Annotated in this window: 13 protein-coding genes; all 13 read left to right on the top strand. The window is 60.8% G+C overall.

The features are described from left to right. Window positions 1-440 precede the first annotated feature (440 nt). The 13 genes from mraZ to ftsA all read left to right on the top strand — a co-directional run bounded on the left by mraZ (window position 441) and on the right by ftsA (window position 15005). Window positions 441-899, top strand: a complete 459-nt coding sequence (gene mraZ, locus OKC40_RS07855) for a division/cell wall cluster transcriptional repressor MraZ (RefSeq protein ID WP_042655670.1) — start codon at window positions 441-443, stop codon at window positions 897-899. Next, complete coding sequence (rsmH, locus tag OKC40_RS07860) at window positions 900-1838, top strand: 16S rRNA (cytosine(1402)-N(4))-methyltransferase RsmH (RefSeq protein WP_005336168.1); 939 nt, start codon at window positions 900-902, stop codon at window positions 1836-1838. A gap of 3 nt (window positions 1839-1841) precedes the next feature. Continuing rightward, window positions 1842-2156, top strand: coding sequence for a cell division protein FtsL (ftsL, locus tag OKC40_RS07865; protein WP_042058665.1), 315 nt, complete (start codon window positions 1842-1844; stop codon window positions 2154-2156). Beyond that, complete coding sequence (locus tag OKC40_RS07870) at window positions 2153-3907, top strand: penicillin-binding transpeptidase domain-containing protein (protein WP_270794718.1); 1755 nt, start codon at window positions 2153-2155, stop codon at window positions 3905-3907. The genes ftsL and OKC40_RS07870 overlap by 4 nt, the downstream gene beginning before the upstream one ends. After that, entirely contained in the window at window positions 3840-5372 is a 1533-nt protein-coding gene (gene murE, locus OKC40_RS07875) for a UDP-N-acetylmuramoyl-L-alanyl-D-glutamate--2,6-diaminopimelate ligase (protein ID WP_182938395.1), read from the top strand. Before OKC40_RS07870 ends, murE begins: the two co-directional genes overlap by 68 nt. Continuing rightward, window positions 5369-6724 (top strand): UDP-N-acetylmuramoyl-tripeptide--D-alanyl-D-alanine ligase, encoded by a 1356-nt coding sequence (locus OKC40_RS07880; protein ID WP_234605440.1) that lies wholly within the window; start codon window positions 5369-5371, stop codon window positions 6722-6724. Before murE ends, OKC40_RS07880 begins: the two co-directional genes overlap by 4 nt. After that, window positions 6718-7800 (top strand): phospho-N-acetylmuramoyl-pentapeptide-transferase, encoded by a 1083-nt coding sequence (mraY, locus tag OKC40_RS07885; RefSeq protein WP_005355120.1) that lies wholly within the window; start codon window positions 6718-6720, stop codon window positions 7798-7800. Before OKC40_RS07880 ends, mraY begins: the two co-directional genes overlap by 7 nt. A 4-nt stretch (window positions 7801-7804) precedes the next feature. After that, window positions 7805-9088: a UDP-N-acetylmuramoyl-L-alanine--D-glutamate ligase gene (murD, locus tag OKC40_RS07890; RefSeq protein ID WP_270794722.1), complete on the top strand. Its 1284-nt coding sequence runs from the start codon at window positions 7805-7807 to the stop codon at window positions 9086-9088. After that, on the top strand, window positions 9085-10266 hold the full coding sequence (gene ftsW / locus OKC40_RS07895) for a cell division protein FtsW (protein ID WP_042058675.1): 1182 nt from the start codon (window positions 9085-9087) through the stop codon (window positions 10264-10266). Before murD ends, ftsW begins: the two co-directional genes overlap by 4 nt. Then, window positions 10266-11348 carry an undecaprenyldiphospho-muramoylpentapeptide beta-N-acetylglucosaminyltransferase gene (gene murG / locus OKC40_RS07900; RefSeq protein ID WP_234605444.1) on the top strand — a complete coding sequence of 361 codons (1083 nt, stop codon included), beginning with the start codon at window positions 10266-10268 and terminating at the stop codon, window positions 11346-11348. Before ftsW ends, murG begins: the two co-directional genes overlap by 1 nt. 111 nt (window positions 11349-11459) lie before the next feature. Next, window positions 11460-12914, top strand: a complete 1455-nt coding sequence (murC, locus tag OKC40_RS07905) for a UDP-N-acetylmuramate--L-alanine ligase (protein WP_139406679.1) — start codon at window positions 11460-11462, stop codon at window positions 12912-12914. Window positions 12915-13012: 98 nt separating this feature from the next. Next, the gene (locus OKC40_RS07910; RefSeq protein WP_042655677.1) at window positions 13013-13765 is read left to right on the top strand and encodes a cell division protein FtsQ/DivIB; all 753 of its coding nucleotides are present in this window, start codon (window positions 13013-13015) and stop codon (window positions 13763-13765) included. Further along, window positions 13746-15005, top strand: coding sequence for a cell division protein FtsA (gene ftsA / locus OKC40_RS07915; protein WP_005336148.1), 1260 nt, complete (start codon window positions 13746-13748; stop codon window positions 15003-15005). The genes OKC40_RS07910 and ftsA overlap by 20 nt, the downstream gene beginning before the upstream one ends. Window positions 15006-15042 lie beyond the last annotated feature (37 nt).

A 15042-nucleotide genomic window follows, 5' to 3' on the forward strand; every position in this document is an offset into this window, starting at 1 on the left:
GACTTGAAGGGGATGGTGGTGATCAGATCACCGAGTCCTCAGTTAGTTCCATTCAAGCTGCATCGATTTGGGAAACAACGCCCTCGCCATGTTGAATGAAATTATATGTTTTAAATCAGTCGAATAGTCTCGTATTTAGCGCAATGGCAGCGATAGATAGTGATAGGACACCGGATGGCTGTTCGCACCCGCATATTGTGTCTGTTCTCAGTTCATTCACTTATTTCAATTAATCACCAGAGTTTAACGCCAAATAACTTGTGGAAAATCAACCCACTCAATCCGCAGTATGCAAATGCTGCGTCAATATGTTCCCTCTGTCCCATCTCCTTGCTTGAAAAGCCCCCTGCACGTCCTTAAACTTCAACGTGGGGAAAAGTGGATTAAAGTGGTTTTTAGAGGGGCAATCTGCCTGCTCACTCACCTTCAGGGACTGCAATTTGTTGCGTGGCGCTCATGCTATCAGCCTGGACAGTAAAGGGCGGCTGGCTATTCCGACCAAATTTCGTGATTGGCTGCGCGATGAAAGCGACGGCCAGCTGGTCTGTACCATCGATATTGCCCATCCCTGTCTGCTGCTTTATCCCCTGACTGAATGGGAAGAGGTCGAGCGCAAGCTCAAGACCCTCTCCAGCATGAATCCGCAAGAGCGCCGTTTGCAGCGACTGCTGCTGGGACATGCAACCGAATGCGAGCTGGATGGCAATGGCCGTCTGCTGCTCAGTCAGCCACTGCGCAACCATGCGGGGCTGGACAAGAAAATCATGCTGGTGGGCCAGCTCAACAAGTTTGAGTTGTGGGATGAAGCCCGCTGGCAACAACAGGTCAATGACGACATCTTGGGTCTGCCCGGGGACGATTGGGCAAGCTCACCACGACTACAGGATTTCTCTTTATAAATGACCCAAGCCGCTGAACACATCACAGTGCTGCTGCACGAAGCCGTTGAAGGTCTGGCCATCAAGCCGGACGGTGTCTACGTCGACGGTACTTTTGGCCGTGGTGGTCATTCTCGTCTGATCCTGCAGCACCTTGGTCCCAATGGCCGCCTGATCGCCATCGACCGCGATCCGCAGGCGATCGCCGAAGCAGCCAAGATCCAGGATCCCCGTTTCGAAATCGTGCATGGTCCCTTCTCCGGCATCGCTTCCTATCTGGATGAGCGCGGTTTGTTGGGCAAAGTGGATGGCTTCCTGCTGGATCTGGGGGTCTCTTCACCCCAACTGGATGATGCCGAGCGCGGCTTCAGCTTTATGAAAGATGGTCCGCTCGATATGCGAATGGACCCCACTTCCGGTCAGAGCGCCGCCGAGTGGCTGGCCAAGGCCGATGTGGATGACATCGCCTGGGTGCTGAAGACCTTCGGTGAGGAGCGTTTTGCCAAGAAGATCGCCCGCGCCATCGTGCACGACCGCGTGACCGAGCCTTATGTGCGTACCCGTCAACTGGCGGAGATGATTGCCCGGGTCAATCCGAGCAAGGAGAAGGGCAAGCATGCGGCAACCCGCAGCTTCCAGGCCATTCGCATCTATATCAACAGCGAGCTGGACGAGATCGAAACCGCGCTCAACGGTGCGCTGGAAGTATTGGCACCACATGGCCGTCTGTCGGTGATCAGCTTCCATTCGCTGGAAGACCGGTTGGTGAAGCATTTCATCCGCAAGCACGAGAAGGGGCCGGAAGTGCCTTACGGCATTCCGTTGACCGAAGCCCAGCTCGCTGGCGGTCGCAAATTGAAGTCGGTCGGCAAGGCACTCAAGCCTTCTGATCATGAAGTATCTGAAAACAGCCGGTCACGCAGCTCGGTGCTGCGGGTTGCCGAACGGCTGGCGGAGTAAGCGATGAGCGAAGTGCGTGTTCATCTGGCCAAGGAGATCGTTGCCGATCTCTGGCGGCACAAGCTGCAGATTTTTCTGTCGGTCGCCGTGCTGGTGACCGCGTTTGCCGTGATCCTGGTGACCAACATGACCCGAGGTCTGACGGCCCAGCAGAACGATCTGATGGCGGAAGAGGATCGCCTCAATATCGAATGGCGCCATCTGCTGCTGGAGCAGGGCACTCTGGCTGAACACTCCCGGGTGGCGAGTCTGGCGATGGACAAGTTGCAGATGGGTCGTCCGCTGGTGACCACCGAGAAGGTAATTACCCAACCATGAAACGCAAGGCTACAGCCAAAGCTGCCAAAGCGACTGTCAAAGCGCCATCGATCTATCCGTGGCGCTTTCGCACGCTTGCGGTGTTTATCGGCATCGCGTTTGTGGGTCTGATCCTGCGTCTGGCCTGGATCCAGGTGATCAATCCGGATCGTCTGCGTCAGGAGGGGGACATGCGCTCCCTGCGAACCACCTCCACCCAGGCGGTGCGCGGCATGATCACCGATCGCAACGGCGAGCAGCTGGCGGTCTCGGTGCCGGTCGAAGCAGTCTGGGCCGATCCCAAGACCGTCCACGAATCCGGTGCCATCAATAATGAGCGAGCCTGGCTGGCGCTCTCCGCCGTGCTCAAGCTAGACATCAATACCCTCAAACACCGCATCGCCAACCCCAGCAAGCGCTTCGTCTATCTGCAGCGTCAGGTGACCCCTGCCGTGGCGGAATATATCAAGGGGCTCAAGCTGGGTGGCATTTACCTGCGTCCCGAAGCGCGCCGCTTCTACCCGACCGGCGAGATCAGCGCCCATCTGGTGGGGGTGACCAATATCGATGGCAGCGGTATTGAAGGGATTGAGCGCAGCTACAACGAGTGGCTGACTGCGACGCCCGGCGAGATGCGGGTGCGCAAGGATCGTCAGGGGCGGGTCATCGAGCGGCTTGGCCTTGTCAAAGAGGGCAAGAACGCCAACGATCTGCAACTCAGTATCGATCAGCGGGTGCAAGCACTGGCCTACCGCGCGCTCAAGCGGGCGACCGACGAGAACAAGGCGACCTCCGGCTCCATGGTGATGCTGGATATCAAGACCGGTGAAGTGCTCGCCATGGTCAACACCCCCTCCTATAACCCGAACAACCGCGGCCAGTATCAGAGCTTCCGGGTGCGCAACCGGGTGGTGACCGATACCTACGAGCCGGGCTCTACCATCAAGCCATTGATTTTGCTCAGTGACTTGCAGGCTGGCGTGACCAGCTGGAAAGACACCATCCAGGGCGGGCCGCTCTTTATCGGGGCCAAGCAGATCAAGGACGTCAGTATCCACAAGGCGACCAACCTCTACGACATCCTGCGCTACTCCTCCAACATCGGTATGTCGCGCATCGCGCTGCGGATGCCGGCGCAGGAGATGATCAACACCCTCAGCATGTTCGGTTTCGGCATGGATACCGGTAGCGGGCTGATGGGTGAGAGCAGCGGCATGCTGCCTCAGCGCCGTCGCTGGTCCGATATCGAGCGGGCGACCCTCTCGTTCGGTTATGGCCTGCGAGTCACCCCGCTGCAGTTGGCTTCCGCCTATGCCACATTGGCCAACAAGGGCAAACGGGTGCCGCTCTCCATCGTCAAGGTGACTACGCCGCCCAAGGGTGAGCAGGTGATCGATCACAACAACGCCTCTGCCATGTTGCAGGCGCTCGAGTATGTGGTCGACAACGCCATTCCGAAAGCCAAGATCCCGGGCTATCGGGTCGGCGGCAAGAGTGGTACCGCCAAGGTCGCCGTCGCCGGTGGCTATGGCAAGGATTACATGGCCTGGTTTGCCGGTTTCGCGCCCGCCAGTGATCCCCGTTTCGTCATGGTGGTGGTGATCAACGAGCCAAAAGGCAGCGCCTATTATGGCGGCGCCGTGGCGACCCCACCGTTTGCAGAGGCCATGGGCGGGGTGCTGCAGCTCTTCAATATTCGTCCCGATGCGGTGCCGCCAGCGGTGCCCACCAAACTTGCCCGTACGGAGGCCTCTCTTGTCCCGCGCACTTGATGTATTACTGCGCCCCTTCGGTATCCAGGCGCCGGCGCTCACCCTGACCGATATCCAGCTCGATAGTCGGCGGGTCGGCCCCGGCTCACTCTTCGTGGCCATTCGTGGTCATCAGGTGGATGGCAGACGGTTTATCGAACAGGCGGTGGCTCAGGGAGCGGCCGCTGTTGTGTTTGAGGAGGATGGTGAATTTATCGCGCCAGCGGTTTCCGTTCCCTGTATCGGGATGCGGGATCTGCCCGTTCACCTCTCTGCGCTCTCCGGGTATTTCTACGACCAGCCAGCGAAAAAACTGGCGCTGGTCGGGATCACCGGCACCAACGGCAAGAGCACTACCGCTTTGCTGGTCGCCAACTGGCGCACCCTGCTGGGTGGCAAAGCGGGCGTGATGGGCACCATCGGCAACGGTCTGTTTGGCAATCTGATCGAAGCGGAAAACACCACCGGTAGCGCCGTGCAGGTGCAAGCCAATCTGGCTGCGCTGCAAGAGCGGGGGGCGGATCTGGTGGCGATGGAGGTCTCCAGCCATGGTCTGGTGCAGCACCGTGTCGCCGCGCTGCCGTTTGCCGCCGCCGTCTTCACCAACCTGAGCCGGGATCACCTCGACTACCACGGCACCATGGAAGCCTATGGCGCCGCCAAGGAGCAGCTACTGCAGCTGGTCGATGAGTCGAATGCGGTGATCAACCGGGATGACGAGCTGGGTGCCAATTGGCTAGAAAAATACCCGGCAGCGGTGGCCTTCAGTGTGGACGGCCCGATTGAACACCATTCTGGCCGTCAATTAACGGCGCAGCAGCTCGATTTTCACCAGCAAGGTTTTCGCGCGCAGATTAACTCCAGCTGGGGGAATGGTGTATTATCCGCCCCCTTGCTCGGGCGCTTCAACGTCAGCAATGTGCTGGCCGCGATGGGCGTGATGCTGGTGCTCGGTTACGACTTCCACGAGCTGCTGGCAACAGCGCCTCAATTGCAGCCGGTGACCGGTCGCATGGAGTGTTTCGGCGGTGGCGATACGCCGCTGGCGGTGGTCGATTACGCCCACACCCCGGATGCGCTGGAAAAGGCATTGCAGGCCCTGCGGGTGCACTGCACAGGCCAGCTCTGGTGTCTGGTCGGTTGCGGTGGCGACCGCGATCGCGGCAAGCGCCCCATGATGGCGGCCATGGCCGAACAGTATGCGGATCGCGTGATCCTGACCGACGACAATCCCCGTACCGAGGAGCCGGCCCGGATCATGGCCGACATGGTGGCGGGTCTTCGCGATCCTGCTGCGGTGCAGGTGGAGCACGACCGCGTCAAGGCGATTGAGCTGGCCATCGGTCAGGCGAGCAAACAGGACATCATCCTGGTGGCCGGTAAGGGTCACGAGGATTATCAGATCATTGGAACCGACAAGCGGCACTATAGCGACCGGGAAACCGTCGCGGCCGCCTTGCACACATTATTGGAGTCATTCAAATGATGACCCTCAGGCTTGCCGAGCTGGCGCAGGTACTCGATGCCCGTCTGATTGGTAACGATGGCGAGATCACCGTCGTCAGTACCGACACCCGCACTCTGGGCGCGGGTGCCCTGTTCGTTGCCCTGCGCGGCGAGCGCTTCGATGCCCACGATTTTTGCGAGCAGGCCGTTCAGGCAGGGGCCTCTGCCCTGCTGGTCGAGCGTGAACTGCCGCTGGCCATCCCTCAGCTGGTGGTGGCCGACAGCCTCAAGGGGCTGGGCCGACTCGGCAAGCTGGTGCGCGAGCGCATCAATCCGAAAGTGCTGGCCATTACCGGCAGCTGCGGCAAGACCACGGTGAAGGAGATGGCGACCGCCATCCTGCGCAACGAAGGGGAAGTGCTGGCCACCGCTGGCAACTTCAACAACGAGGTGGGCGTGCCGCTCACCCTGCTGCGCCTCGAGCCGCAACACAAGTTTGCGGTGATGGAGCTGGGTGCCAACCATCCGGGCGAGATCGCCTGGACCACCTCATTGGCCAGACCCGATGCCGCCATCATCAACAACGTGGCAGCGGCACATCTGGAGGGCTTCGGCTCGCTGGAAGGGGTGTTCCACGCCAAGAGCGAAATTTTTGAGGGCTTGAGCGAGGGTGGCACCGCCATCGTCAATGCCGACAACGAATTCTGGCCGAAGTGGCGGGAACGCGGCATTCAGTGCGCCTTCTCCATCGAAGATCAGAGCCAGCCGTTCCACGCGCGCGACATGGTGCTCAATGAGCAAGGCTGCGCCGAGTTTGTGATGGTGACCCCGCAGGGCGAGCTGAGCCTGACTCTGGCGATCCCGGGTCGCCACAACGTGGCCAATGCGCTGGCTGCCGCCGCGGGCTGTCTGGCCCTCGGTGCATCCCTCGCCTGTGTCAAGGCGGGGCTGGAGCAGATGGCGCCGGTCAAGGGACGCTTCTGCGTGCAGCGCTGGGGCGGTCTGACCCTGGTGGACGATACCTACAATGCCAGCGTGGAATCCGTGCTGGCGGGCATCGATACCCTGACCGCCATGGGCGGCTTCAAGGTACTGGTGTTCGGTGATATGCGGGAACTGGGTGAGGAGTCTGCCGAGCAACACGCCCGGGTTGGCCGTCATGCCCGCGAGCGCGGCCTAGATGCCGTGCTGACAGTGGGGGAACAGAGTCGCCACACCGCAGATGCCGCGGCGGGCCGACATTTCGATAACAAGGCGTCGTTGTTTGAAGTGCTTGCGCAAATGATAAATACACATCAGGAAATTTCGATTCTGGTCAAGGGTGCCCGTGGCTCCCGCATGGAAGATATCGTCGAGATGGTCAAAGGCCATCAGGAGTCAGCCACATGCTAGTCTGGCTGGCCGAACTGCTCACCCCGCACTTCACCTTCTTCAACGTCTTCTCCTACCTGACGTTTCGCGCCATCCTGTCGATCATCACCGGACTGGGGGTTGCCCTCTGGATGGGGCCGCGCCTCATTCGCCGCCTGCAGATCCTGAAATTCGGCCAGGTGATCCGCAACGACGGTCCCGAGTCCCACCTCAGCAAGCGGGGCACCCCGACCATGGGGGGCCTGATGATCATTGCTGCGATTTTCACGTCTGTACTGCTCTGGTGCCGCCTCGACAACCCCTATGTCTGGCTGGTGCTGTTTGTGCTGGGAGCCTACGGCGCCATCGGCTTTGCCGACGACTACCTCAAGGTGGTGCGCAAGAATACCGACGGCCTGATCGCGCGCTGGAAGTACTTCTGGCAATCAGCGGTAGCGCTGGCGGTGGCGGTATTCCTCTATGCCACCGCAACCCATGAGGGGCAGACCCAGCTGGTGGTGCCTTTCCTCAAGGATGTGATGCCGCAGCTCGGCCTGATGTTTATCGTGCTGACCTACTTTGTCATCGTCGGTACCTCCAATGCGGTCAACCTGACTGATGGTCTCGACGGCCTGGCCATCATGCCGACCGTGATGGTGGCAGGGGGCTTTGCCCTGATCGCCTGGGCGACCGGCAACGTCAACTTCGCCAACTACCTGCACATTCCCTATGTGCCCTATACCTCCGAGCTGGTGATCGTCTGTACCGCCATCGTGGGTGCAGGTCTGGGCTTCCTCTGGTTCAACACCTATCCGGCCCAGGTCTTCATGGGGGACGTCGGTTCCCTGGCCCTCGGCGGTGCGCTTGGCACCATAGCCGTGCTGGTGCGTCAGGAGTTCCTGCTGGTGATCATGGGTGGCGTCTTCGTGATGGAGACTGTCTCGGTGATCCTGCAGGTGGGTTCCTACAAGCTGCGCGGCGTGCGGATCTTCCGCATGGCGCCGATCCATCACCACTACGAGAAGAAGGGCTGGCCGGAGCCGCGCGTTATCGTGCGCTTCTGGATCATCACCCTCGTGCTGGTGCTGCTGGGTCTTGCCACCCTGAAGGTGAGGTAAGACCATGGTCATCATCATCGGATTGGGCAAAACCGGACTTTCCTGTGTCGATTACTTCCTCGGCCGTGGCGTCACGCCACTGGTGATGGATACCCGTGCCAACCCGCCCGGCAAGGATCAACTGCCGCCGGAGGTGGAGCTCATTCACGGGCTCGACGAGGCGCTGCTCAAGCAGGCGCACATGATCGTCGCGAGCCCCGGTATCGCGCTGGCGACCCCCGAACTGAAAGCCGCCGCCGAGCGTGGCGTGCAGATCATCGGGGATATCGAGCTGTTTGTCCGCGAGACCCAGACCCCGGTCATCGCCATCACCGGCTCCAACGGCAAGAGCACCGTCACTACCCTGGTGGGCGAGATGATTGCCGAAGCGGGACTCAAGGTCGGTGTGGGCGGCAATATCGGTACACCGGCGCTGGAGCTGCTCAAGCAGCCGATGGATCTCTGCGTGCTGGAGCTATCCAGCTTCCAGCTCGAGACCACCTACAGCCTGCGTGCTGCCGCGTCCGTGGTGTTAAACCTCAGTGAGGATCATATGGATCGCTATCAGGGCATGGCCGACTATCGCGCCGCCAAGATGGAGATCCATCAGCACTCCAAACACATTCTGGTCAATCGCGACGATGCCCAGACCCTGCCGGATGTGGGTCAGGTGTGGCAGAGCTTTGGCCTCGACTGCAATGGCTATGGCCGTTGCCTGCTGGATGGCCGCTACTGGCTGACCCTGCACGGCGAGCCGCTGCTGGCGGTCGACGAGATGAAGGTCGTTGGCGCCCACAATCAGGCCAACGCCCTTGCCGCCATGGCGCTGTGCGATGCGGTCGGTATTCCCCGCGCTGCGCAACTCACCGTGCTGCGTCGTTTCGAGGGCTTGCCGCACCGTGCCCGCTTCGTGCGCGAGGTGAACGGGGTGCGCTGGATCAACGACTCCAAGGCCACCAACGTGGGAGCCACGCTGGCTGCCGTTGCCGGTGTGCGCGAGTCGGTCAAGGGGCGCCTGTTGCTGCTGGCCGGTGGTCAGGGCAAGGAGCAGGATTTTGGCCCGATCCAGGCGCTGCTGGGCAACCAGATCGATCACATGTACTGCTTCGGTCAGGATGCCGAGGTGCTGCTGGCGCTGGGCGAGCAGACCGAACGGGTGGCCGACTTGGCCGCTGCGGTCGCCAAAGCTGCGGCCGATGCCCGGCCCGGTGACTGGGTGTTGCTGGCGCCCGCCTGTGCCAGCCTCGATCAGTTCAAGTCGTTCGAGGTGCGCGGCGATCGTTTCACCGAGATGGTGCTGGCACTATGAACGCCCTTCGCGCAGCAGCAGGTTTGTTCCAGCGCTGGTTGTTACCGGCGCGCCCTGCCGGTCTCTACGATCGGCAGCTGGTACTGCTGGCGCTCTCCCTGATGGCAGTCGGGGTGGTCATCGTGGCCTCGGCGTCGATCCCCGAGGGGATTGCGCTGGGGGATGACCCATTCATGTTTGTGAAGCGTCACGCCCTGTTTCTGGTGATGGCGCTCGGTATCTCCTGGTTTGTGTTGCAGGTGCCGATGGCGCGCTGGCAACAGCACAACGGCCCCATGCTGCTGCTGGCAATCTTGATGCTGGTGCTGGTGCTGCTGGTGGGCCGCAACGTTAACGGTGCGGTGCGCTGGTTGCCGCTCGGCCCCTTCAACCTGCAGCCTGCGGAATTTGGCAAGCTGGCGTTGTTTGTCTATCTGGCCGGTTATCTGGTGCGGCGTCAGAGCGAAGTGCGCGAAGCCTGGATCGGCTTCTTGAAACCGCTGGCGGTGTTCGGGGTGCTGGCGGTCTTGCTGCTGTTGCAGCCGGACCTGGGTTCCACCGTGGTGATGTTCGTTACCTCGTTCGGCATGCTGTTTCTGGCCGGTGCCCGACTGGGGCAGTTTTTGACCCTGATCGGTGCGGGCCTTGGCTCGGTGGTGATGCTGATCATCGTCGAGCCCTACCGGATGCGGCGGGTGACCTCCTTTATGGATCCCTGGGCCGATCCGTTCGGCAGCGGCTACCAGTTGACCCAGTCGCTGATGGCGTTTGGCCGTGGCAGCTGGTTTGGCGAAGGGCTTGGCAACTCCATCCAGAAGATGGAGTACCTGCCGGAGGCGCACACCGACTTCGTGTTTGCGATCCTCGGTGAAGAGTTGGGTTACGTCGGGGTGCTGGGAGCCCTGTTCCTGATTTTTGCGCTGGCGATCAAGGCACTCAAGCTGGGGCATCGCGCGCTGGTGGCCGAGCGGCTCTATGACGGCTATCTGGCCATCGGCATCGGCATCTGGTTCAGCTTCCAGACCTTCGTCAACGTCGGTGCGGCCAGCGGCATGATGCCGACCAAGGGCCTGACCCTGCCGCTGGTCAGTTACGGTGGTTCCAGTCTCATCATCATGGCGGTGGCGGTGAGCATGTTGATTCGAATCGATTTTGAGTTGCGTCAGGCGACAGCCCAGGCGCGCGTGCGGGAGGTTTAGTGAGCAAGACTCTGTTGGTGATGGCAGGTGGTACCGGTGGGCATGTGTTCCCCGGTCTGGCCGTGGCCGATCGCCTGAAGGCCCAGGGCTGGACTGTCCATTGGCTCGGCACTGCCGACCGGATGGAGGCGGAGCTGGTGCCCGCCCACGGTTATCCCATCTCCTTCATCGATATTCAGGGGGTGCGTGGCAACGGCATCAAGCGACTGCTGGTGGCGCCCTATCGCATCGTCAAATCGATTCTGCAGGCGCGTCAGGTGCTCAAGACCGTTCGCCCTGACGTGGTGCTCGGCATGGGCGGTTTTGCCTCCGGTCCAGGCGGCGTGGCGGCCTGGTTTTCCGGCATCCCGTTGCTGCTCCATGAACAGAATGCCGCTGCCGGCATGACCAACAAGCTGCTGGCGCGTATCGCCAGGCGGGTACTGATGGCATTTCCGGGCGCCTTCGCGCCGAGCCGTCGCACCGCCGTGGTAGGTAATCCGGTGCGTCCCGAAGTGGTCGCCCTGCCGGACCCGCAACTGCGCAGTAGCAGCGAGCCGCTGCATCTGCTGATCGTCGGTGGCAGTCTGGGTGCCCGGGTGCTCAACGAGCAGGTACCTGCTGCGGTGGCGGCGGCTGGTGTGCCTATCGAGGTGCGTCACCAGTGTGGCAAGGGCAATGCCGAGACAGTGTCTGCTTCCTATGCCCAGCACGGCATCAATGCCGAGGTGAGCGAATTTATCAAGGATATGGCCAGTGCCTACGCCTGGGCCGATCTGGTGGTTTGCCGTGCCGGTGCCCTGACCGTTTCCGAAGTGGCTGCCGCCGGTGTGGCTGCCATTTTCGTGCCGCTGCCCCATGCGGTGGATGATCACCAGACCCGTAACGCCCTGACGCTGGTCGACGGCGGTGCGGCCGAGTTCCTGCCCCAGTCCGAGCTGAATACCGCGTCACTGGCGGCACGCCTGACCTGGCTGGCTGGTCGCAGGGAGACCCTGTTTAACATGGCGAAAGCGGCTCGCCGCGTCGCCATTACCGATGCAGCCGAGCGGGTTGCCGATGAGTGCAAACAGCTCGCAACCGGGCAGAGTGGTAAAGATTGATGAGCAAGGTTGCAGCGGTGACACCGTGCAGCCTTGTACCTGTATGTATTGATGCCGCCGTGCAGCCGCGCTTTGACGGCACATGGCCTGCGGCAGACTAAAGAGACGATTATGACCAAGGTTGAACTGGCAAAACTGCGTACTGTGATCCCCGAAATGCGCCGCGTGCGTCGCATCCACTTTATCGGTATCGGTGGTGCCGGTATGGGCGGGATCGCCGAAGTGCTTGCCAACGAAGGGTATCAGGTAACGGGTTCTGATCTGGCTCGCAACGCCGTGACCGAACGGTTGGCCGGACTGGGCGCGCACATCTTTGTCGGTCACAGTGCCGAACACGTCGAGGGTGCCAGCGTGGTGGTGGTCTCTACCGCCATCAAGCAGGACAACCCTGAGCTGCTGGCTGCCCGCGAACTGCGGATCCCGGTCGTGCGCCGTGCCGAGATGCTGGCTGAGCTGATGCGTTTTCGTCACGGCATCGCCATTGCCGGTACTCACGGCAAGACCACCACCACCAGTCTGGTGGCGAGCATCTATGCCGAAGCCGACCGTGACCCGACCTTCGTCATCGGTGGTCTGCTCAACAGTGCCGGCACCAATGCCCGCCTGGGCAGCAGCCGCTATCTGATTGCCGAGGCGGACGAGAGCGACGCCTCTTTCCTGCATCTGCAGCCGATGGTCTCTATCGTGACCAACATCGAAGCGGATCACATGGATACCTACGGCGGTGACTTCTCCAAGCTGAAGGCTACCTTCATCGAGTTTCTGCACAATCTGCCCTTCTACGGACTGGCGGTGGTCTGCATCGATGATCCGGTGATCCGTGGCATGTTGCCCGAGATTGCCCGCCCGACGCTGACCTATGGTCTCTCTGACGATGCCGATGTGCAGGTGCTGGATTTTGTCCAGACCACCAACCACAGCTGCTTCCGGGTTCGCCGCAAAGAGGCTGGGGAACTGCAGGTCACCCTCAATTTGCCGGGGATTCACAACGCAATGAACGCCGCAGCGGCGATAGCTGTCGCGACTGAGGACGGTGTCAGCGATGAGGCCATCATTCGTGCGCTGGCCAAATTTGAAGGGGTCGGCCGTCGCTTCCAGCAGTATGGCGAGTTTGAGACCGGCCGCGGCAAGGCGATGCTGGTGGACGATTACGGTCACCACCCGAGTGAAGTGAAGGTCACTATCAACGCCGCCCGTGCCGGTTGGCCCGAGAAACGTCTGGTGATGGTGTTCCAGCCGCACCGTTATACCCGCACCCGCGACCTCTACGAGGACTTCGCCGATGTGCTCTCCAAGGTAGACGTGCTGGTGATGCTGGAGGTTTATGCTGCCGGTGAGGAGCCGATCCCGGGCGCAGATGGACGAGCACTGTGCCGCTCCATTCGCTCGCGCGGCAACCTTGAACCCATCTTCGTCGCCACGCCAGATGACGTGCCAGCCGTGCTGGCCGACCTGATCGGCGAGGGGGATTTGGTGCTGACTCAAGGCGCCGGGAACGTCGGGGCGCTTGCCCGTCGTCTCGGAGAGATGAAATTGAGCATAGATAGCATGAAATCTGGCGCCTGAGGGCCCAATGAGTATTTTGACCGCCAAGCCGGGGCCTATATAATGGCGAACCGGTCTGTCAAAAGGCCGGATTAGCGCGTTACACGGGGAACGATCGGGTGGAGGCAAGGGCACAGGGGCGCACCAAGGGTGGCTTCATCGCAGGCGTAGTGTTTTTCCTGCTGGTGATATGGGGCTGCTACCGGACGGCGCTGGACGTTAAAGGTTGGCTGACAGATGCCAACCGGTTGCCCATGAGCGAGCTGTTGCTGCAGGGGCAACACCAGTATTTGCAAACCGAAGAGCTGCGGATGGCCGTGCTGGATGGCGCCGAGCTGCGCAACTTCTTCGAATTGGACGTCAACGAATTGCAGGCACGGCTCAATGCCCTGCCATGGGTAGCTCAGGTCTCGGTACGAAAGAAGTGGCCGAACAAGATCAAGATCTACCTCACGGAACAAGATGTGGCGGCGCGCTGGAATGGCAACCGCTTCGTCAACACCAGGGGCACGGTATTCAGTGCCCCGGATCGGGTCAAGACGCCGCTGTTGCAGCTGTCAGGGCCGGATGACCAGGCCGCCCGGGTGTTGAAAGAGAGTCGGCAGTACGAGTCGCAACTGGCTGCCAAGGGATACAAGTTGCTGGGGGTGAATCTGACCCCCCGCCATGCCTGGGAACTGACCCTGGATGGCAATATCAAGCTGTTCCTGGGACGCAATGACATTGCGCTCCGGTTGCAGCGGTTTATCGATGCCTTCCCGGTCATCGAACCCCGTGCGCAAGTTGCCTACGTGGATCTTCGATACGACACCGGAATGGCAGTTGGCTGGAAGAAGAGCGAAGAGAAAGTGCATGACCAACACCGCAGATAGGAATTTGATTGTCGGACTGGATATCGGCACAACCAAGGTGGCGGTTCTGGTCGGGGAAGTATTGCCGGACGGTGAACTGAACGTCATCGGTATGGGCAGTCACGCTTCCCGCGGAATGGAGAAGGGCGGGGTCAATGACCTCGACTCCGTGGTCAAGTCACTGCGCCGCGCGGTGGAAGAGGCCGAGATGATGGCCGATTGCCAGATCAGCTCGGTTTATCTGGGTTTGTCCGGCAAGCATATTGACTGCCGTAATGAGACCGGTATGGTGCCCATCTCCGATGAAGAGGTGACCCAGGAGGATGTGGACAACGTGATCCACACCGCCAAGTCGGTTCGCCTCTCCGACGAGCTGCGGGTGCTGCATGTGCTGCCTCAGGAGTTTGCCATCGATTATCAGGAAGGGATCAAGAACCCGGTTGGCCTCTCCGGTGTGCGGATGGCGGCCAAGGTTCACCTGATCACCTGCCACAACGACATGGCCCGCAACATTGAGAAATGTGTGGAGAAGGTCGGCTTGCGGGTGGATCAACTGATCTTCTCCGCGCTGGCCTCCAGCTATGCCGTGTTGACCGAAGACGAGAAAGAGCTGGGTGTCTGCGTAGTGGACATCGGTGGCGGTACCATGGACATGTCGCTGTTTACCGGCGGTGCCCTGCGTCACACCAAGGTGATCCCGTACGCTGGCAGCACAGTGACCAGCGATATCGCTTACGCCTTCGGTACACCGCCGCTCGACGCGGAAGCGATCAAGGTGCGCTACGGTTGCGCCCTCGGCCGTCTGGTCAGCAAGGAAGACAATATTGAAGTACCCAGTGTCGGCGGTCGTCCGGCGCGCAGCCTGCAACGGCAGACACTGGCTGAAGTGATTGAGCCCCGTTACACCGAGTTGCTCTCCATGGTGAATGATGAGCTGGTGCGGGTACAGAGCGAGTTGAAAGCGCAGGGGGTCAAGCATCAGCTGGCAGCCGGTGTGGTCTTGACCGGCGGCGCTGCCCAGATTGAAGGCATTGTGGAGTGTGCAGAGCAGATCTTCCAGAGCCAGGTCCGGGTGGGAGAGCCCATGAACATACGTGGTTTGAGTGATTACGTGCAGGCACCGGTGTACTCGACTGCGGTCGGGTTGCTGCAATATGGCCGCACCCATCAAGCCACAGGTAGCAACAAAGAATATGCCGCCAAGGCAAGCGTCGGTGGCCTGGTCAAACGGGTTAGCAACTGGCTGCGTGGCGAGTTCTAAGAATTTTGCTGAGTCAGGCAAATAAAGCGGAGAGACA

The sequence above is a fragment of the Aeromonas sp. QDB11 genome (assembly GCF_027705265.1).
Taxonomy (GTDB): Bacteria; Pseudomonadota; Gammaproteobacteria; order Enterobacterales; family Aeromonadaceae; genus Aeromonas; species Aeromonas allosaccharophila.